This is a genomic window from Streptococcus sp. 29887, assembly GCF_032595075.1.
Lineage (GTDB): Bacteria > Bacillota > Bacilli > Lactobacillales > Streptococcaceae > Streptococcus > Streptococcus iners.
Genome location: NZ_CP118735.1, coordinates 90,001 through 111,020, shown reverse-complemented (window position 1 = coordinate 111,020; position 21,020 = coordinate 90,001). Strand labels below are relative to the sequence as shown.

The window sequence follows — 21,020 nt, the reverse complement described above, 5'->3', positions numbered from 1 at the left end:
TTATAACTCCATATTTTGATAAATCGGCAACAACATGGCTGCGTAGATAAGAACGACCATTAAGGCCACAAAGAGAAAGACCAGCGGTTGGATTAGATGCATGGCTCTATTGACCCGAGAGAAAAATTCCTCCCAACACTCAGCTGCATAGACTGTCAACTCGCTCCCTAATTTGGACTTGACCTGACCGTACTCGACAATCAAACTCAACTCCCGCTTAAAAAAGGCGTAGGTCTTGATGTGTTCGTGAAAATCCCGTCCATTGGAAAGCGACTGCTCCAAGTCCTGACCAATCTCCCAAAAGAGCTGAGATTGTTGTTCCTGCATCAGGCCCACAATCTGCGGCAGGTCCAAGCCTTGCCCAATCAAACTCCCCCACTCCCTAGCGTAATAGGCCGTCAGGTAGGTTTGGATGAGTTTTCCGAAAAATGGCAGAGCTGCCAAGCGGGAAAATGCTTTGATTTTGCTAGTTTTGCGAAACCAAACCATACCAGCTAAGACCGCCACCAAACTAAGGCCACTTAGAGATAAAAAGATGGTCGGTAGATGATTAATTAGCACGGTCGCTGCATTGCCTTCCTCCAACTGGGGCAAAAGGTAGTTTTTCAAACCCAGCATAATCAAGAGCAGAAAACCTAGCAAGATAACTGGATAGGTCGCCACCTCAATCAGCTTTTTACGAACCTTGCTGACGTTTTCCAGATAGGACTGAATATGACTTAAACTCAGACTGGTATTGCCATGAACTTCTGCCAGTGCCACCTGTGTGACCACCGCATCTGAAAACCGCAAATCCGCCAGCAAACTTGAAAAAGGTTTGCCTGCAAGAAGACCATCGGATAAAACTTGGGTATATGGGTCTGCCAAAAGCTGACTGCGTTTAAGAAAATCAACAATCTCCCCCAGATGAAAACCGCTGGCAAAGAGATTGTTAAACAGTTCAATGACCTTACGCTGGCGAGCCAAGGGCAATTTTTTCTGTTTCTGCCTGCCGAAGACTGATATGTCCTGCTGCAAAAAGGCGATCAATTTGTTCATTCCACTGGTTTGCGGAATGGTTTTGGTAGTCTCCATTTGCAAAATCCACTACACCTCCTCCCCCTATCAAGCGTTGATAGGCAATGCCTTGAAGGGCATTATTTAACTCTTCAGGCCTGACCCCCAATTCCAACATACGAGCATAGACACCTGAAATAGACCTTGCATGGACTGTTGAGAAAACGGTAGCTCCCGTCAGGCTGGCTCGAATGACTGCTCGAGCGGTTTCCGCATCCCGAATTTCACCGATGATGAGCAAGTCTGGTCGATGACGGAGGGACAGTTTGATCAGATTGTCGTAGGTGGCTCCGATGGCTTCATTGAGCTGGAGTTGCAGCATGTCCTCCTGCTTGATTTCGACAGGATCCTCGATAGTCAAAATCTGCTTGTCTGGGAATTTCAGCCTGGCAAGATGGTACATAAGTGTGGTCTTACCAGAGCCGACTGGACCCGAAAAAAGGTAGAGCCCTCGTCCCTTGATTTCTTCTGCAAGCCGCTCAGCCGCCTCAAACCAGAACTTGAGTTCCTTGTCATTGTCATAGAGCAGGCGGATAACCAGACTTTCCTTGCCACGATAATCTCCGACAGTTGATAAGCGAAGTGAAATCTCGCCGTTCCCATAATCATAGTCACAGGAACCCTGCTGGCTACGGCGTTTTTCACCGACATTTAAACCTGCTAAGAACTTGAAATGGCTGATGATGGCTGTTACTTCCTCCTCAGCCAAGTCGTGCACAAACTCCCGTTCGTCCATGATGCGATGGTAGACTTGGTAGTCCTGACCACGAGGAACCAGATAAATATCACTGACCCTATCCGCCACCGCCTCTTCAATCAACTTTCTTGCTTTTTCTTGAATCATAAAACCTCCTCACCCTATCTATTCGCAAGGAAACTTGATTTTCCATACTTTTTTGTTAAAATAATAAAAAACTTGGAGGTTCCTATGAAAAAATTAAAAAAAGGCGACCACATACGTGTAGTCAGTCCCTCTTCGTCTATTGAAAGAATTGGTGGTTTTGAAGCCAATCTTGCCGCCAAGGAAAAATTGGAAGACCTGGGCTTCAAACTCTCTTTCTCAGAACATTATTTTGAAAACGATATGTTCGATTCGGCTCCGATTGCTAGTCGTGTTGCGGACTTGGAAGCCGCTTTTGGGGATGAGTCGGTCGATGCCATTCTGACAACCATTGGCGGTTTCAACTCTAACGAACTCTTGCCCTATCTGGATTTTGACCTAATTGCGCGCCATCCGAAGATTTTCTGTGGCTATTCAGATACGACTGCCCTGCTCAATGCTATCTACGCCAAGACAGGCATACAAACCTATATGGGGCCAGCCTATTCTAGTTTTAAAATGGTGCAAGGCCAAGACTATCAAACACAATCTTGGCTAAATGCAGTAACTCAGAACACATATAAATTAAGTCCCAGTACAGAATGGTCTAGCGACGCTTGGTACCTATCAGACGCCCCTCGCACCTTTTACCCAACAGAATGGAAAGTTTACAATCCAGGACAGGCCTCTGGCATTGCCATCGGCGGAAACATCTCAACCCTCAATCTGCTGACTGGAACCGAGTTCGCACCCAAACCTGACAAGTATGTGCTCTTTTTGGAGGAGGCGGAAGACGACGATTATCTGATTATTGCTCGTCACTTGACTGCCCTGCTACAAGCCTATCCTAATCCGCAGGCGGTTGTCTTCGGTCGTTTTCCTAAGGAAACCAAGATGACGGAGGAGATTTTGCTGGCCATTTTGGACAAGCACCCGATTCTCAAAACCATCCCTGTTCTCTACGATTTGGACTTTGCCCATACCCAACCTCTTTTTACTATCACAATCGGAGGTCAAGTGGAGCTCGACACCAAAGCATTTTCTATCAGATTCAGCTAAAAAGGATTGACATTCCAATGTCAATCCTTTCAGAATGAAGACAAAGTCGTTAGAATTATATTTCTAACGGCTTTTTCATATGTAAAGTAGTATAATAGAGATAGGAATACTAGCTAATAAGCAGAGGGAGAATCGCTATGTTACACAAAGAAAATCCAGACTACAATCGCGGTCAATTTGGTTTCTACAGTTTAGATGACCTTGTTCCTCAAGATCATCTCCTTCGTCAAATAGAGGAAGCTATTGACTTCTCCTTTATCTATGACTTAGTCGCAGATAGCTATAGCGATGATACAGGGCGTCCTAGTCTTGACCCTATTCTGCTCATTAAAATTCCAATCCTTCAGTGTCTCTTCGGCATTCGTTCCATGCGTCAAACCATTAAGGAAATCGAAGTCAATACTGCCTACCGTTGGTTTCTTGGTCTTCGACTGGATGATAAGGTGCCTCATTTCACTACCTACGGAAAGAACTATGTCCGTCGTTTTCAAGATAGACAAGTTATTGAAGGCATTTTCACCCATATCTTAGGTCTCTGCGTCAATGCAGGCTTCATAGATCCAACAGAAATTTTCATTGACGGTACCCATATCAAGGCTGCGGCGAATAATCGTAAATTCATCAATCGTGAAATTGAAAAGCAAGCCAAGTTTATGAGTGACCAGCTAGAGATTGAAATTAACAGGGATAGAGAAAAGCATGCAAAAAAGCCGCTAGGGCCCGCAAAAGAGGAGGGACCCATCGCTAAGAAAATTTCTACAACTGACCCTGAAAGTGGCTGGTTTCATAAAGGGGACCATAAGGAAGTATTTGCTTATACAGCTCAGGTTGCTTGTGACAAGCATGGTTGGGCTCTGGCTTATAGCGTGGAGGCTGGCAATGTCCATGACAGCCAGGCCTTTCCTGTACTCTTCGCTAAACTCCAACCCTTTCAGCCTAGCTTTCTCGTTGCCGATTCTGGCTATAAGACCCCAAGTATCGCTCGCTTCCTCCTAGAACAAGAGATTACTCCAGTCTTTCCGTATACACGACCGAAAGGAAAGAAAGGGAAACTACGCTCGAAGGATTTTGTCTATGATGAATACTATGACTGTTATATCTGTCCTGAGAATCAGGTCTTAACCTATCGCACTACAACCAGAGAAGGTTATCGGGAATATAAGAGTGACTCAGCTATCTGTGCTACTTGTCCACTTCTATCAATTTGTACAGAAAGCAAGAACAAGCAGAAAGTGGTAACTCGACACATTTGGAAAGAGGCTTTAGAAAGCTGTGAAGAGATTCGGCACAGGAAAGGTATGAAGGAGCTCTACCAGAAGCGGAAAGAAACCATTGAACGCCTCTTTGGGACAGCCAAAGAGTACCACAATCTTCGTTACACAAGAGAGAAAGGCAAGTCCAAAATGGAGGATAAGGTTGGACTGACTTTGGCGTGTTTAAATCTCAAGAAATTGGTAAAAATGAGGGCAGGGAAGCCTTTTTATTTTGTCCAAATAGCCACTATTCTGGCAAAAAGACGGACTATCAGACCAATAAACAGAAAAAGACAAACATCAAGCGAGATGTTTGTCTTCATTCTGAAAGGATTGACATTCCAATGTCAATCCTTTTCTTCATGGTTCATACATTTGTCTTGTTTCAGCCTACAAGTACGCAAACGAGGGGGTGTCTGCGACTTGACAAAACCAGCAGGTAAATTTTCCTTAGCTTCTACTAGCATGAGCGAATGATAACGCTGTAAATACTCATCACATTCCTCACACCAATGCTGGTCTGATTCATCCCAAAAAGCCACCAGGGTTCCATTTTTACTCTGCTTCTTAGGGAATTTTTCTGACAAACGTACCCATTCTTTTTGAAAGGCAGTATAGGCATCCTCATAACGACTAAAGACATCCTTACTGACAATGTCTTCTTCCCAACCATCCAAGAACCACCAGGGTTCATAATCTCCATATAATTTTATTACCTGATACATAAGCACACACTTCCTTTTTCACACTCATTATATCGAATATAAAATCGTATAGAAAGTATTCTGCTTGTTAATTACTGATCAAATCCTGTATGCGCTTCATTTCCAAATAGCAAAAAACACATCCTTAGAAAACTAGAGATGTGTCTTTTGCAACTTATTCAGTTACAGCTTCGAGATTTGCTTCTGCAGCAAGCTCTTCAGCCACTGTGTCTTCAATGATTTCAACTTCATTGATGGCTTGTGGTTCAAGATTACGGTAGCGGGCCATACCAGTACCTGCTGGGATAATCTTACCGATAATAACGTTCTCTTTAAGACCGAGAAGGTTGTCACGTTTACCACGAATAGCAGCATCTGTAAGGACACGTGTTGTTTCCTGGAAGGATGCGGCAGACAAGAATGAGTTGGTTTCAAGGGAAGCCTTAGTGATACCCATAAGAACTGGACGAGCTGTTGCTGGGATACCACCAGCAATCACCACTTCAGCATTGGCATCTGTAAAGTCTGTGATATCCATGAGGGTACCCATGAGAAGATCTGTGTCTCCTGGATCCATGACACGAACTTTACGAAGCATTTGACGAACCATTACCTCGATGTGCTTGTCGCCGATTTCTACACCCTGGCTACGGTAAACTTTTTGAACTTCAGAAAGTAGGTAAGTTTCAACCGCCAAGACATCACGGACTTCAAGCAAGTGTTTTGGTTGAATAGAACCTTCGGTAAGAGCTGCTCCACGCGCAACTTGGTCACCAACTTCAACCTTCATACGGGCTGTAAATGGAACCACATATTCGCCTTCGCCAGTTTTACCTTTAACAAAGACTTTCTTGGTACGAGTTGCTGCATCTTCTTCGATGGCTGTAACTTCACCTTTGACCTCAGTGATAACCGCTTCCCCTTTCGGATTGCGAGCTTCAAAGATCTCTTGGACACGAGGAAGACCCTGCGTGATATCGCTGTTTGAGGCTACACCACCCGTGTGGAAGGTACGCATTGTAAGCTGTGTACCAGGCTCACCGATCGATTGGGCAGCGATTGTACCAACTGCTTCACCCACTTCAACCGCATCACCTGTCGCCAAGTTGATACCGTAACAATGACGGCAGACACCGTGACGAGTGTTACATGTAAATACGCTACGGATAGTGACTTGTTCAACACCGGCATTGACAATTTCACGAGCAATGTCTTCGGTAATCAATTGGTTTGGACCGATGATAACGGCACCCGTTTCAGGATGTTTAACAGTTTTCTTAGTGTAACGACCTTGCAAACGCTCTTCAAGTGGCTCGATCATTTCCTTGCCATCTGTGATTGAACGGATGTCAAGACCACGGTCTGTTCCACAGTCGTCTTCACGGATAATAACGTCTTGGGCAACGTCAACCAAACGACGAGTCAAGTAACCTGAGTCGGCTGTCTTCAAGGCCGTATCCGTCATACCCTTACGGGCACCATGAGTGGAGAAGAACATTTCCAATACCGAAAGACCTTCACGGAAGTTAGACAAGATTGGCAATTCCATGATACGTCCGTTCGGAGCTGACATCAGACCACGCATACCGGCCAACTGGGAGAAGTTGGAGATGTTACCACGGGCACCAGAGTCCATCATCATAACGATTGGGTTCTTAGGATCTTGTTTTTCAACCAGGCGTTTTTCCAATTTTTCCTTAGCTGAACGCCACTCATCTGTAACCGCTGTGTAACGCTCGTCGTCTGTAATCATACCACGACGGAATTGTTTCTTGATTTGTTCTACACGTTCGTGAGATTCTTCAATAATTTCAGCCTTGTTGTCGATAACTGGGATATCGGCAATACCCACTGTCAAACCAGCAAGTGTTGAGTGATAGTAACCCAAGTCTTTCAAACGGTCAAGAAGGGCTGATGTTTCAGTTGTACGGAAACGCTTGAAGATTTCAGCGATGATGTTACCAAGATTTTTCTTCTTGAATGGCAGGTTGATTGGCAATTCTGCAATAGCAGCCTTAATATCTGATCCTGGTTCCAAGAAGTATTTATCAGGAGTTCCTTCTGTCAAGTTAGCGTTGTTTGGCTCTTGTAAGTAAGGAAGTCCTTCAGGCATAATCGCGTTAAACAAGATTTTTCCGACAGTTGTCATCATAATCTTGTGCTTTTGGTTGTCTTTCCATGGTTTGTCCAAGCTATCCGTTGCGATACCAACACGGGTATGCAAGTGAACATAGCCATTGCGGTAAGCCATAACAGCTTCATCCGCATCCTTGAAGACCATACCTTCGCCTTCGCGACCAGCATCTTCCATGGTCAAGTAGTAGTTACCCAAAACCATATCCTGAGATGGTGTTACAACTGGTTTACCATCTTTAGGGTTAAGGATGTGTTCTGCCGCAAGCATGAGGATACGAGCTTCTGCTTGTGCTTCTTCTGACAATGGAACGTGAATGGCCATCTGGTCACCGTCGAAGTCGGCGTTGTAAGCTTCACAGACAAGCGGGTGCAAACGAAGGGCTTTACCGTCGATCAGAACTGGCTCAAAGGCCTGGATACCCAAACGGTGAAGGGTAGGTGCCCGGTTCAAGAGAACTGGGTGTTCTTTAATCACTTCTTCCAAGATATCCCAAATACGATCATCACCACGTTCAATCAAGCGTTTAGCTGCTTTCACGTTACCTGCAATCTCACGGGCAACGATTTCACGCATGACAAACGGTTTGAAGAGCTCGATAGCCATTTCACGTGGCACACCACATTGGTACATTTTAAGCGTTGGACCAACGGCGATAACGGAACGTCCTGAGAAGTCAACACGCTTACCAAGCAAGTTTTGACGGAAACGACCTTGCTTACCTTTAAGCATGTGGCTGAGTGATTTGAGCGGACGGCTACCTGGTCCTGTAATTGGACGACCACGGCGACCGTTGTCAATCAAAGCATCCACAGCTTCTTGGAGCATCCGTTTTTCGTTCTGTACGATAATGCCTGGAGCGTTAAGTTCCAAAAGACGAGCCAAACGGTTGTTACGGTTAATAACACGGCGATAGAGTTCGTTCAAGTCAGACGCCGCAAAACGACCACCATCCAACTGAACCATCGGGCGCAAATCTGGTGGAATAACTGGAAGGATGTTAAGAATCATCCACTCAGGTTTATTTCCAGATTTATAGAAGGCATCGAGTACATCCAAACGACGTACAGCCTTGATCCGTTTTTGTCCTGTAGCAGTTTTCAATTCTTCTTTCAAAGCTGCGATTTCTTTTGGAAGATCGACTTGCTTCAAGAGGTCTTGAATGGCTTCTGCACCCATCTTAGCAACGAAAGAACCATAACCATGTTCACGCAAACGCTCACGGTATTCGCGCTCAGTCATGATTGACTTGTGCACAAGGTCTGTATCTTTTGGATCAATGACCACGTAGGCTGCGAAGTAAATAACTTCTTCAAGCGCACGCGGACTCATGTCCAAGGTCAAGCCCATACGGCTTGGAATACCTTTGAAATACCAAATGTGTGAAATTGGCGCTTTCAACTCAATGTGTCCCATACGCTCACGACGGACTTTGGCACGAGTTACTTCAACACCACAGCGGTCACAAGTAATCCCTTTATAACGGATACGCTTGTATTTACCACATGAACACTCCCAGTCTTTTGTTGGACCAAAGATGACTTCGTCAAAAAGTCCATCACGTTCTGGTTTAAGTGTACGATAGTTGATTGTTTCAGGTTTTTTAACCTCACCGTAAGACCATGAACGAACCTTACTTGGTGAAGCTAACGTGATTTGCATACTTTTAAATCGATTTACGTCAACCACTAATAATCCCTTTCTTTTCTTGTGAGAGGCTGGATTCCCAAACCTCAAATTCTTGAACAATAAACAGCAGAATAAGTAGCTGATAAGCTATTCTTTCATCAAGCAAATAGAGGAAGACCGTTGGTCCTCATCCCTTTCCGTTCTGAGATTTGGACCAACTTGTTCCATCCATTTGAATTACTCTTTGTCTTCCGCTTCTTCCGCTGCAAAGGCTGCCGCTGCGTCAGCTGCTGCTTTTGCACGTGCTTTTTCAAGATCATCTACGTGGATGATGTCATCATCTTCACCTTCATCAAGGTCACGCAATTCTACTTCATTGTTATCTTCATCAAGGACACGCATATCCAAACCAAGTGATTGCAATTCTTTGACAAGAACGCGGAATGATTCTGGAACACCTGGTTTTGGAATTGGTTTACCTTTGGTGATGGCTTCATAGGCTTTCAGACGGCCTGTCACATCATCTGACTTGTAAGTCAAGATTTCTTGAAGGACGTTTGAAGCACCGTAGGCTTCAAGGGCCCAAACCTCCATCTCACCGAAACGCTGACCACCAAACTGAGCCTTACCTCCGAGTGGCTGTTGGGTAACGAGTGAGTATGGTCCGACTGAGCGGGCGTGAAGTTTATCATCAACCATGTGGTGAAGCTTGATCATGTACATGACACCAACAGATACACGGTTGTCAAACGGCTCACCGGTACGGCCATCGTAAAGAATGGTCTTGGCATCTGAGTCCATACCTGCTTCTTTAACAGTTGACCAGAGGTCTTCTGAACTTGCACCATCGAAAACTGGTGTTGCAATGTGGATGCCCAAGTTGCGAGCCGCCATACCCAAGTGAAGCTCCATAACCTGACCGATGTTCATACGCGATGGCACCCCAAGTGGGTTCAACATGATGTCAACTGGTGTTCCGTCTGGAAGATACGGCATATCCTCAACAGGTACAATACGTGAAACGACACCCTTGTTACCGTGACGACCGGCCATCTTATCTCCGACCTTGATCTTACGTTTTTGAGCGATGTAAACACGGACCAGCATGTTAACACCTGATTGCAATTCATCACCGTTGGCACGGGTAAAGATTTTCACATCACGAACGACACCATCGGCACCGTGAGGTACACGAAGAGATGTATCACGAACTTCACGTGACTTATCACCGAAGATAGCGTGCAAGAGGCGCTCTTCAGCAGAAAGATCTTTTTCACCTTTTGGAGTGACTTTACCAACAAGAATGTCGCCTTCTTTAACCTCAGCACCAATACGGATGATCCCCATTTCATCCAAGTTGCGAAGAGCATCTTCACCAACGTTTGGAATTTCGCGAGTGATTTCTTCAGGGCCTAACTTAGTATCACGGGTTTCTGATTCGTATTCTTCCAAATGAACAGATGTATAGACATCGTCTTTCACAAGGCGTTCAGACATGATAACCGCGTCCTCGAAGTTGTAACCTTCCCAGGTCATGTAGGCAACGATAGGGTTTTGACCAAGAGCCATTTCCCCACGTTCCATAGAAGGACCATCTGCGATGAAATCACCTTTTTCTACAACATCGCCCAATTTAACAAGGGTGCGTTGGTTGTAGGCTGTACCTGAGTTTGAACGACGGAATTTCTGAATGCTGTAAACATCCAAAGAGCCATCTTCACGACGAACCTCAACTTTGTCTGCATCCGCGTAAACAACTTTACCATCGTGTTGGGCAATAACTGCGGCACCTGAGTCATGGGCAGCCTGGTATTCCATACCTGTACCAACGTAAGGCGCTTTAGGATCAATCAATGGAACGGCCTGACGTTGCATGTTGGCACCCATGAGGGCACGGTTGGAGTCATCGTTTTCCAAGAAAGGAATACATGCTGTCGCAACGGCAACTACCTGCTTAGGTGAAACGTCCATGAAGTCTGCTGAGTCAGCAGCAAATTCTTGGTTGTTACCTTGGTGACGGCCCATTACAATCTTATCAACGAAACGGTTGTTTTCATCAAGTGGTGAAGTTGATTGTGCTACGATGTAGGCATCTTCTTCATCCGCTGTCAACCAAACGATTTCGTTCGTAACTGTACCAGTTGCACGGTCAATCTTGCGGTATGGTGTTTGGATGAAACCATACTTGTTGAGGTGACCATAAGAAGACAAGTTGTTGATCAAACCGATGTTTGGTCCCTCAGGTGTTTCAATCGGACACATACGACCATAGTGGGTGTAGTGAACGTCTCGAACCTCATAACCAGCACGGTCACGAGTCAAACCACCAGGTCCCAAGGCTGACAAACGGCGTTTGTGAGACAACTCAGAAAGCGGGTTGTGTTGGTCCATGAACTGTGACAACTGAGATGAACCAAAGAATTCTTTGATTGCGGCTGTAACAGGACGGATATTGATGATTTGTTGTGGCGTCAATACTTCATTGTCTTGAACAGACATACGCTCACGCAAGTTACGTTCCATACGAGTCAAACCGATACGGACTTGGTTGGCAAGCAACTCACCAACGGCACGAATACGACGGTTACCCAAGTGGTCAATGTCATCTACACGACCAAGGCCTTCCGCAAGGTTGAGGAAATAGCTCATCTCAGCCAAGATATCTGCTGGTGTAACAATACGCACATTTTCAGCCGGATTAGCATTACCAATAACTGTTACAACACGGTCTGGATCTTTTGGTGCAACAATCTTAAACTTCTGCAAGAGAACTGGTTCAAGAAGAACAGCATTATCATTTGGAATGTATTCTACCAAGTTGAGCTCATCGAATTGTGCTTCTACTTTTTCAAGCACATCACGGCTCAAGACAGTACCAGCTTCCAAGACGATTTCGCCTGTTTCACCGTTAATGACATGCTCAGCAAGTGTTTGGTTGAGCAAACGAGTACGGAGGTTGAGTTTTTTATTAATCTTGTAACGACCAACAGGTGCCAAGTCGTAACGACGAGGGTCAAAGAAACGAGCTGTCAAAAGGCTACGAGAGCTTTCGGCTGTCTTTGGTTCACCTGGACGAAGACGCTCATAGATTTCCTTAAGCGCTTCATCTGTACGAGAATCCGCTGGATTTTTATGAATATCTTTCTCAATAGTGTTGCGGACCAATTCGCTATCACCGAAGATATCAAAGATTTCATCATCACCTGAGAAACCAAGCGCACGCACCAGCGTTGTAAATGGAATTTTACGCGTACGGTCGATACGAGTATAGGCAATATCTTTTGAGTCCGTTTCCAATTCCAACCAGGCACCACGGTTAGGGATTACCGTTGAACCATAACCAACCTTACCGTTCTTATCAACTTTATCGTTGAAATAAACACCTGGTGAACGAACCAACTGAGAAACGATGATACGCTCTGCACCGTTGATGATGAAGGTACCCATTTCAGTCATGATTGGGAACTCACCGAAGAAAACTTCCTGAGTTTTAATCTCGCCAGTTTCCTTATTCACAAGACGGAAAGTTACATAGATTGGAGCTGAGTAGTTGGCATCATGTGCACGCGCCTCTTCCAAAGTATATTTGGGTTGCTTCAACTCATAACCCACAAATTCCAATTCCATGGTATCCGTAAAGTTTGAAACTGGAAGTACATCTTCAAAGACTTCTTTCAAACCATAGTCAAGAAAATCTTTAAATGAATCCGTTTGGATTTCAATCAAATTTGGTAAATCAAGAACTTCCTTGATTCTTGAAAAACTACGACGGGTACGGTGTTTACCGTACTGAACTTCATGTCCTGCCAAAAGTTTTCTCCTTTGTAATAAGATACGAGGGCGTACAGCACTCCAAAAGAAAATAGGACATCGACGAAGCAATCAAAGGATTGCAAGGAGATGTATCTTTTTCTACAGGAGTGTAGCCCGAGTTCAATTAAAGATACTAAGCCGTAAGCAACTCAAAGAAAAATAAGCGGTAAGTCCAAAATCTTTGATTTTGTAGACGCACCCTCGTCAGAACGACTAGGACTTTCTAGACCAATAGTCGAAGAAAGTTCAGTCGTTTACGACGCCACGAAGTAAACAAAAACAAAGCTCTACAAACCTTATCTTTTTTCACAGAGTTGTAGGCGAGTTCAATTATAATAGCCATAAAATGACCGACACTTGTCCTTTTTCTGAATATTTAGAATTTTTAAGAATAAGTAACAATTCTCAATATAATCCCTCATAGACACAAAAAGAGCAGCTAAATCTTCCTTATAAAAAGTTTGATTTAACTGCTGCAAGCCTTGTTTGGACAATATTTCAAACAAGACACACGACAAATTATTTACAAAATTATACCACAACTTCTTCCAAAAAGCAAGGCTAATTACTATTCTCTTGCTGACTTGTTGTTGGCTGAGTTTCAGACGATGGACTAGTATTGGTAGCTGAGGAACTAGAAGAACTTGGACGAGTAGAGTTGCTAGATTGATTTGAATTCGTAGCTGAACCAACTACGCTATTCCAAGCCTGTGCCCGATCGCTATCTGTACCACCGACCATAAAGTTGTAGCTCGTAACAGGAGCGCCATTTTTAGCCCAATAACTAGTAGTCGTCGCGCCACCAATCATGACCTGACGTCCGTTTACTTGCGTTGCTCCTGCACGTTGACCTGTAGAGGCAACAACATTCGAAGCAATCACGCTACCATCCAACTCAAAGCGACCTGCAAACATATCTGCATTCACATTATAGAGCGCATTAACCATATGAGCGACATATTGCGAATTGTTGTGATAGCCTGTCCAAACATACATTTCTGAGTTATCATCATTTCCAGCCCAAGTCCCCAGAGTTACTTTTGGAGTTGATAACATGAGCCAGACGTCATTTACCTCGTTACTTGTTCCCGTTTTACCGACAAAGTCCGAAGCTGCTGCCTGAGGATTTAAGCCACTCAACCGATTCTTGAAGGTCGTTGTATAGCCCGAATTCACTACTTGGCGCAAGAGTTGGTTCATGATGCTTGCGGTGGCCTTGGAATAGACTTGAACAGGAGCTGCTTCATGCTGGTAAACAACCGTTCCATCCGCAGCCGTAATATTCTCAACAATATAGTGTTTGTGATAGACACCACCATTGGCTAAGGTCTGATAGGCATTGGTATTGGTCAAAACCGAAATTTCAACGCCACCACCGAGTGGCACACTTTCAATATCATACATAGGAATATGATAGTTCATCTTCTCCATGTATGCCTTGGCATCAACTCCTGCATTTTGAATCATCTTATAAGTCCAGAATGCCGAAATGTTCACAGATCTATCAATTGCCGTCTGCAAGTTCATCATGCCCGAACCTCGACTGGTTCCATACATGATTGGTTGGCCACTTGAGAAATTGGTTGGATAATCTGACAAAATACTTGCTGAACCGATTAAACCTTGGTCAATGGCGATACCATAAGCCAATAAAGGTTTAATGGTCGAAGCAGGCGAACGCAGGGTATCAAAGGCATGGTTGTTTTGGTTAGTCGCATAATCCCGACCACCAACGAAACCTAGAATAGCTCCTGTGGAATTGTCAATCAGCACACTACCTGTTTCAACGTACACATTTCCATTATCCAACACCGAGCCGTAATTGGCAACAACTGACTGCATGGTATCATAAATACCCTTATCAACTGTACTCTTAATGGTATAGCCACCTTGACTAAGCTCCTGCTTAGCTAAGTCCTCGTAAGAGCTCCTTGTCACATCGTTCTTCAAATCATTCTCAGAAACCTTATCACGTTTCACCAAGTAGTCAAACATGACTTGCTGAGCCTCTTCCATGACCTCATAATAGAGATAGTCTTTGGTATCAGCTGTCACAGGCGCTGGGGCAATGAAGTCCTGCTTAATATCGTAAGCCTTATAGGTTTCATATTCTTCCTTGGTCAAGAACGAAGCACGATACATATTGAAAAGAACATCTTGATAACGTTCGATACCGTAAACCATATCCTCATCCGACTTACGAGTACCATCGGAAGCATATGGAGAATAGACAATTGGACTTTGCGGTAGACCTGCAATAAAGGCTGCCTGTGGAACTGTCAACTCACTGGCAGGTTTGCCAAAAATTCCTTGAGCAGCAGCTTCTGCTCCCGCAATATTTCGACCTTGATTGTTCCGCCCAAACGGTGAAACGTTCAGATAGATGGTCAAAATCTCTTCCTTGGTCATATTGCGTTCCAAGGCCAAAGCTGAAATAATCTCATTCGCCTTTCGAGTAAAGGTTGGTGCATCACCGACCAACTGTTGTTTAATGAGCTGCTGAGTCAAGGTCGAACCACCACTGGATGACCCAAGACCAACCGATCCCAATGCCGCACGCAAAACAGCCTTTGGCACAACACCATTATGGCTTTCAAAGGTTTCATCTTCTGTTGCAATGACAGCTTGTTTAAGGTATTCCGATACATCACCCGCACCAACTGGGACGCGAAGCAAGTCTGAATTAACCTCCGCTACCAGGCTGCCATCAGAATAGACCACTTTGGAAATACGGCTTACTTCTGAAACCTGTGTCAGCAATTCTTCCGTCTGAGGCACTTCAACCTTATCAAACAAACTAGCAACAAAACCAACCCCTATCCCTGCACCAAAAAGAACAAATAGGAATAATAGGACTGCGATGGAATTAAACAACAATTTCAAGGTGCGAAGGAAAACACCAAACGTATCTCCGAGCCCTAGAGCATTTGATTTATCTTTATGTTTTTGCTTATCTGATTTAGTCGTCATAGTAACTCCTTATCTTACCATTATACCAAATTTTGTTTATTTTCCACAATTTCATGGTATAATAAGGGAGAATTTTTATTGGTTAGATGTGGTTTTTATCACATTCTATTTAAGGAGAAACGCATGAACATTTTTGAAGAACTAAAAGCACGTGGCTTGGTCTTTCAAACGACTGATGAAGAAGCCCTAGTAAAAGCATTAACAGAAGGGCAAGTATCCTATTATTCTGGCTACGACCCAACTGCTGACAGCCTGCATTTGGGGCATTTGGTACCAATCCTCGTCTGCCGTCACTTGCAATTAGCAGGCCACAAGCCTTACGCTCTAGTTGGTGGAGCTACTGGTCTGATTGGCGACCCTTCCTTCAAGGATGCGGAGCGCAGCTTGCAGACCAAAGACACCGTAGACGGTTGGGTAACAAAAATCCAAGGTCAACTCTCTCGCTTCTTGGATTTTGAAAATGGTGACAACAAGGCAGAAATGGTCAACAACTACGACTGGTTCTCAGACATCAGCTTTATCGACTTCCTCCGCGATGTCGGCAAATACTACACGGTCAACTACATGATGAGCAAGGACTCTGTGAAAAAACGGATTGAAACAGGGATTTCCTACACCGAGTTTGCCTACCAAATCATGCAGGGCTATGACTTCTACGAGCTCAATGACAAGCACAATGTCACCCTGCAAATCGGTGGCTCGGACCAATGGGGCAACATGACAGCAGGTACTGAATTGCTTCGTCGCAAGGCTGAGAAGTCTGGCCACGTGATGACTGTTCCTCTCATTACCGACTCAACAGGTAAGAAGTTTGGTAAGTCTGAAGGCAATGCTGTTTGGTTGGATGCTGACAAGACTTCTCCCTATGAAATGTACCAATTCTGGCTCAATGTCATGGACGACGATGCCGTTCGTTTCTTGAAAATCTTTACTTTCTTGTCATTGGATGAGATTGCTGAAATCGAGAAACAATTTGACGCTGCCCGTCACGAACGCCTAGCTCAGAAGATTTTGGCTAAGGAAGTCGTGACATTGGTCCACGGTGAAGAAGCCTATAACCAAGCCCTTAACATTACCGAGCAATTGTTCGCTGGCAACATCAAAAACCTATCCGCAAAAGAACTCAAACAGGGCCTCAGCAACGTTCCAAACTACGCTGTCCAGGCTGAAGACAACCTTAACATCGTTGAACTCTTGGTGACCTCTGGTATTGTCAACTCAAAACGCCAAGCTCGTGAAGACGTAGCAAATGGTGCCATCTATGTCAACGGTGAGCGTGTGCAGGACTTGGACTATACTCTTTCTAACAGCGACAAAATCGACGGCGAGTTGACCGTTATCCGCCGTGGGAAGAAAAAATATTCGGTGCTGACTTATTAACGTCTCCCAAGGAAATCCATTGTGATTTCCTTTTCTGCTAACCTAGGAGAAAAGACATGACCTGCATTTTTTGCCACCAACTCAAAGAAGAAGATATTCTCTACCAGACAGAGCATTTCATGATCGTCTGGGACATTGACCCTATTCAAACTGGGCATCTGTTGATTATCAGCAAAGACCACTATGACACACTCAGTCAAGTCCCACCTACTATTCGCTATGAACTGTCGGACTTGGAAGTCTTTTTGACTGAAAAACTCTGTCAAACATTGGCAATTGACGGTGTGACCACAGCCTGCAACGATCGCTTATTTGACGCTGGTACCCATTTCCATGTTCATCTCATCCCACGCTTTCGAACAAACGGCTTCTGGGACCAAGTTAGGCTTACGCAAGCCCAGCTGGACCTGAACAAACTCCTCAAAGCATTATAAAAAGCAGCCCGACAGCTGCTTTTTCGCTTATATCAAGTCTTCCACTTCATAGATAGTATCATCCAGCACCTCTTGGTACCGTTCCAAGTCATAGACCACAGAGGTTTCCACCTCCGCCAACTGTTCTTCCAGCTGGATGTTCACTTCTTCCACCCCGTCCAAGCCCAAGAGATGATTGGTTACATGTTTGACACAGTTCTGACAGGATAAGTTTTTCAATTTCAAGGTTTGCTTCATGTGTTTTCTCCTTTTGTATGGTGTCCACAGGTACATTGACCTGCCAAGCATTGACAGGCGATGCGCTCAGGTGCAGTCTTTTGAAGCTGCGAGATTTTGCTAGCTAGATTTTCTAGGCTTTTTTTGGAAAATGTCCCTGTGTCTAGCAAGTTTTCAACCAATTGACCTTGTTTAGTGGAACAGATGGTAGCCAGTAAGAGCTCCACCTGCCCCTGCAAATGTTCCTCTTCACTGACCAGCGGGTAGTAGTGGTACTTGCTAGTTTCCTTAACCATTCTCAGATAGTTTTTCTTCCGCAGCCGCCCCAAGAGTGTCTTAATGGTCGTCGCCTGCCAATCAAAACCTTCCTGCAAGGCCTGAATAATTTCCTGGGAAGTCGCACCAGGCTGGGCCCACAAGACCCGCATGACCTGCCACTCCGCAGCTGAAATCATCTGTTCCACAAACTCACCTCCAAGCAATCACATTTTTACAATTAGTTTACATTTGTAGTCATAAAATGTCAAGAAGAACGACCGAGCAAGATACTCGGTCGATTTTCATATTAGTGAGCCAACATTTCCTGAGCAATTTCATAACCAGTCAAACCAACTGGATAGTAAGTCGGCCAGTTTTCCAATTCTTCCAAGAGTTTTTCTTGGCTCTCTCCACCAAAGTAGATATGGAAGTGGTCCGTTTTTTCTGGTGCAATCTTGTGGTCACTAAATTGCACATACTTATACTCACCTGCATTCGCATCCGTAGCTTCAAACAAGAAGCGAACGCCACGGTTGCCTTTCTTGTAAGTAAGGATCTTATAACCAACATACTTATAAGTAAATGTTTGCTTTTTATCACCCACCACAAACTCCATGGTATTGTCTGTAATGTTGATTTGATCCACATCTGTCTTGTAGCCTGTGTCGTAGTAAGCCTTGTACTCTTCAGCTGTCATACCACCTTTGAGCTTGGCCTTATAGTCCCAAACCTGATCAAACGTTCCATCAAGCAAATATGGGTAAACTGACTGCCACTCACCAACATAATCTGATAGAGTGCGATCTTTAACAGCACTGTCTTCAAAGTAGCCATTGTAGACTGTTTTGGTTGTTACCTCTCCCTCTTCTGGCAAGATTTCAACACCTGCTTGGGAAGTCGTCTTCACAAGCGCAGTCAAATTGTCCTCCATCACAGAGATATAATCTTCTCCATTTTTTATCGCCTCATCCGTCAAACTTTCAAGCGGATTGAGAACATCTAGCTCTACACCCGTTTCTTTGGCAAGCGTTTCAGCTACCGATTTTGACGCATTTTCTTCGAAATAAATATACTTGACACCATACTGTTTGATATAGTTTGTCAATTCTGCCAAACGAGTTGGAGTTGGGTCTTCATCGGCAGAAACTCCTGTGATCGAAACTTGTTTCAAACCGTAGTCCAAAGCCAAGTAGGCAAAGGCGGTGTGCTGGGTTACGAAGTATTTTTGTTTTGCATCAGATAAGGTTTCAGTATACTGAGCATCCAAAGTCGTCAATTTTTCAATATAGGCAGCCGCATTTTCTTCAAAAACAGCTTTTTTCTCAGGATACTGAGCAATCAAACCATCCCGAATGGTTTCAACCAAGGTAATGGCACGTTCTGGAGATAACCAGACATGCGGATCGTAAGCGTGGCTATGCCCTTCCTCACTATGATCATGTCCCTCGTGTTCCTCTTCCCCACCTGGCAAGAGCAACATCCCCTCCGTCGCACTAATAACCGCAACCTTTTCCGTATCAATCGAATCTTCAATATCATGAACCCAGGTCTCCATGTTTTCATTTTCATAGACAAAGGCATCTGCTTCTTGAATACGAGCAATATCTTTGGCAGACGGCTCATAACCATGGACTTCTGTTCCTGCTTTAACCAACAAATCAACATTGGCTTCGTCACCTGCTACTTGTTTGGTAAACTCATACACAGGATAAAAAGTAGTAACGATATCCAATTTCCCATCTTCCTGAGAAGCTGTGCTATTGCCACAAGCTGCTAAGAGCAGGGTTGAAGCAGATAATAAAAATAAACCAAATTTTTTCATAAATACTCCTATTTCTTTAATTTCTGAATCATATTCACCAGTAAGAAAATACTAATGAAAATTAAGGTAATACTTGCACTAGCTGGCGTTTCAGCATAGTAGGATGTCAGTAAGCCCGTCACCATACCCAAGAAGCCAACAACCATACCAATAAAGATAACCGCCTTAAAACTCTTTCCTAGCCGAAGCGCAATAGAGGCCGGCAATACCATAATGGTTGACACCAGAAGAGCACCAGCAGCAGGAATCATGAGAGCAATGGCAACACCGGTCACCACATTAAAAGCAATGGACATGGCCCGAACAGGCAAGCCATCTACAAAAGCCGTATCTTCATCAAAGGTCAAGATATACATGGGTCTTAAAAATAGCAAGGTCAAGACAATAACAATCAAGGCGATGGTAAACAAGGCAAACACCTGTTCCTGACTAATTGTCACTATGGAACCAAAGAGATACTGTTCCAGACTAAGCCCCGACTTCCCACCCGACTTATTCATGACAATCAAGGAAATAGCCAAACCAGTCGACATAAGGATAGCCGTCCCGATTTCCATAAAGTTCTTGTAAATGGTCCGCAGGTATTCCAGAAATACAGCCGCCACGATGACAATCAGTACAGTTGAAAGTGTCGGTGAAATCCCCAAAACCAGACCAAAAGCCACACCAGCTAAAGAAACGTGACTGAGAGTATCCGACATCAGACTCTGCCTTCTCAAGATGAGAAAAACTCCCAGAACAGGCGAAAACAAGCTCATGGCTATAATGGCTAGAAAGGCCCTTTGCATGAAATCATAGTTGAAAACAGATAAATCAAGCATTGGACACCTCCTCATCCGCTTCGTGGACGTTAAAACAACGCCAAGGAGATTGCTGATCTCGCACCAGATGAATATTGCGATCCGCATACTGACTTAACTCATCAGGATCATGGGTAATCATCAAAACAGCCTTCCCATGCTTTTTAGCCGAGTGGTGCATGAGTTGGTAAAAAGCATCCTTGGTTCCAGCATCCATTCCCGTTGTCGGTTCATCCAAGATAAAAATATCTGGATCCGAAGCGAACATTCGGGCAATGACAGCACGTTGTTTCTGTCCCCCGCTCAAAGACCCCAATTTCTTATCCCTGTGTTCCCACATACCTACTGCTTCCAAACTAATCCGAATATGTTCCTCATCATGTCCAGTGAGCCGACGAAACCAACCCTGACGTGGATAGCGACCTGATTTTACAAATTCATAAACCGTGCTCGGAAAACCAGCATTAAAGCTAGCAATCTGCTGAGGTAAATAGGCCATGCGCAACTTTTTGCCCTTAACACTTTTCTCTGCAAAGGTCACTTTTCCAATCCTAGGCTTTAGAATACCCAAGGTAGCCTTTATCAAAGTTGTCTTAGCAGCTCCATTTTCTCCGGTTAGAGTAACAAACTCCCCACTATCCAAGTGGTAACGGATATGTTCCAATACAGGTT

Annotated in this window: 14 protein-coding genes and 1 pseudogene (1 of these 15 running past the window's edge); 4 read left to right on the top strand and 11 right to left on the bottom strand. The window is 44.4% G+C overall.

Translation table 11 applies throughout. The features are described 5' to 3' along the window. The gene (comGB, locus tag PW252_RS00690) at positions 1 to 1,038 is read right to left on the bottom strand and encodes a competence type IV pilus assembly protein ComGB (RefSeq protein WP_248049583.1); all 1,038 of its coding nucleotides are present in this window, start codon (positions 1,036 to 1,038) and stop codon (positions 1 to 3) included. After that, positions 950 to 1,900, bottom strand: a complete 951-nt coding sequence (gene comGA / locus PW252_RS00685) for a competence type IV pilus ATPase ComGA (protein ID WP_248049581.1) — start codon at positions 1,898 to 1,900, stop codon at positions 950 to 952. Before comGA ends, comGB begins: the two co-directional genes overlap by 89 nt. An 84-nt stretch (positions 1,901 to 1,984) precedes the next feature. Between comGA and PW252_RS00680 the strand changes: the two genes are divergently transcribed. Continuing rightward, positions 1,985 to 2,935, top strand: a complete 951-nt coding sequence (locus tag PW252_RS00680; RefSeq protein ID WP_248049579.1) for a S66 family peptidase — start codon at positions 1,985 to 1,987, stop codon at positions 2,933 to 2,935. Positions 2,936 to 3,072: 137 nt separating this feature from the next. Next, positions 3,073 to 4,416: pseudogene (locus PW252_RS00675) on the top strand (IS1182 family transposase); the annotation flags it as partial. 119 nt (positions 4,417 to 4,535) lie between these two features. Here PW252_RS00675 and PW252_RS00670 read toward each other — a convergent pair. From PW252_RS00670 to pbp1b, 4 genes are all read right to left on the bottom strand, one after another. After that, positions 4,536 to 4,913, bottom strand: coding sequence for a DUF1033 family protein (locus PW252_RS00670; protein ID WP_172049590.1), 378 nt, complete (start codon positions 4,911 to 4,913; stop codon positions 4,536 to 4,538). A 154-nt stretch (positions 4,914 to 5,067) separates the two neighbouring features. Beyond that, the gene (gene rpoC, locus PW252_RS00665) at positions 5,068 to 8,715 is read right to left on the bottom strand and encodes a DNA-directed RNA polymerase subunit beta' (RefSeq protein ID WP_248050828.1); all 3,648 of its coding nucleotides are present in this window, start codon (positions 8,713 to 8,715) and stop codon (positions 5,068 to 5,070) included. Between the two features lie 177 nt (positions 8,716 to 8,892). Continuing rightward, complete coding sequence (gene rpoB / locus PW252_RS00660) at positions 8,893 to 12,465, bottom strand: DNA-directed RNA polymerase subunit beta (RefSeq protein WP_172049588.1); 3,573 nt, start codon at positions 12,463 to 12,465, stop codon at positions 8,893 to 8,895. Between the two features lie 564 nt (positions 12,466 to 13,029). Continuing rightward, positions 13,030 to 15,438 carry a penicillin-binding protein PBP1B gene (pbp1b, locus tag PW252_RS00655; RefSeq protein ID WP_248050830.1) on the bottom strand — a complete coding sequence of 803 codons (2,409 nt, stop codon included), beginning with the start codon at positions 15,436 to 15,438 and terminating at the stop codon, positions 13,030 to 13,032. A 123-nt stretch (positions 15,439 to 15,561) separates the two neighbouring features. Between pbp1b and tyrS the strand changes: the two genes are divergently transcribed. Then, the gene (tyrS, locus tag PW252_RS00650) at positions 15,562 to 16,818 is read left to right on the top strand and encodes a tyrosine--tRNA ligase (protein WP_248050832.1); all 1,257 of its coding nucleotides are present in this window, start codon (positions 15,562 to 15,564) and stop codon (positions 16,816 to 16,818) included. A 56-nt stretch (positions 16,819 to 16,874) separates the two neighbouring features. Then, positions 16,875 to 17,252, top strand: coding sequence for an HIT family protein (locus PW252_RS00645; protein ID WP_248050834.1), 378 nt, complete (start codon positions 16,875 to 16,877; stop codon positions 17,250 to 17,252). A gap of 27 nt (positions 17,253 to 17,279) precedes the next feature. On the opposite strand, the gene PW252_RS00640 is transcribed toward PW252_RS00645, so the two are convergent. From PW252_RS00640 to PW252_RS00620, 5 genes are all read right to left on the bottom strand, one after another. Next, complete coding sequence (locus PW252_RS00640) at positions 17,280 to 17,489, bottom strand: heavy-metal-associated domain-containing protein (RefSeq protein WP_105125253.1); 210 nt, start codon at positions 17,487 to 17,489, stop codon at positions 17,280 to 17,282. Next, positions 17,486 to 17,932, bottom strand: coding sequence for a CopY/TcrY family copper transport repressor (locus tag PW252_RS00635; protein ID WP_248050837.1), 447 nt, complete (start codon positions 17,930 to 17,932; stop codon positions 17,486 to 17,488). The genes PW252_RS00640 and PW252_RS00635 overlap by 4 nt, the downstream gene beginning before the upstream one ends. Before the next feature lie 101 nt (positions 17,933 to 18,033). Continuing rightward, entirely contained in the window at positions 18,034 to 19,548 is a 1,515-nt protein-coding gene (locus PW252_RS00630) for a zinc ABC transporter substrate-binding protein AdcA (RefSeq protein WP_248050840.1), read from the bottom strand. Between the two features lie 8 nt (positions 19,549 to 19,556). Continuing rightward, positions 19,557 to 20,369: a metal ABC transporter permease gene (locus PW252_RS00625; RefSeq protein ID WP_248050842.1), complete on the bottom strand. Its 813-nt coding sequence runs from the start codon at positions 20,367 to 20,369 to the stop codon at positions 19,557 to 19,559. After that, positions 20,362 to 21,020, bottom strand: partial view of a metal ABC transporter ATP-binding protein gene (locus PW252_RS00620; RefSeq protein WP_248050844.1) — the 3' portion only. The gene runs 46 nt beyond the window's last position; only the last 659 of its 705 coding nucleotides appear in the window; its start codon lies off the right edge, out of view — the gene reads right to left on this strand; the stop codon is at positions 20,362 to 20,364. The genes PW252_RS00625 and PW252_RS00620 overlap by 8 nt, the downstream gene beginning before the upstream one ends.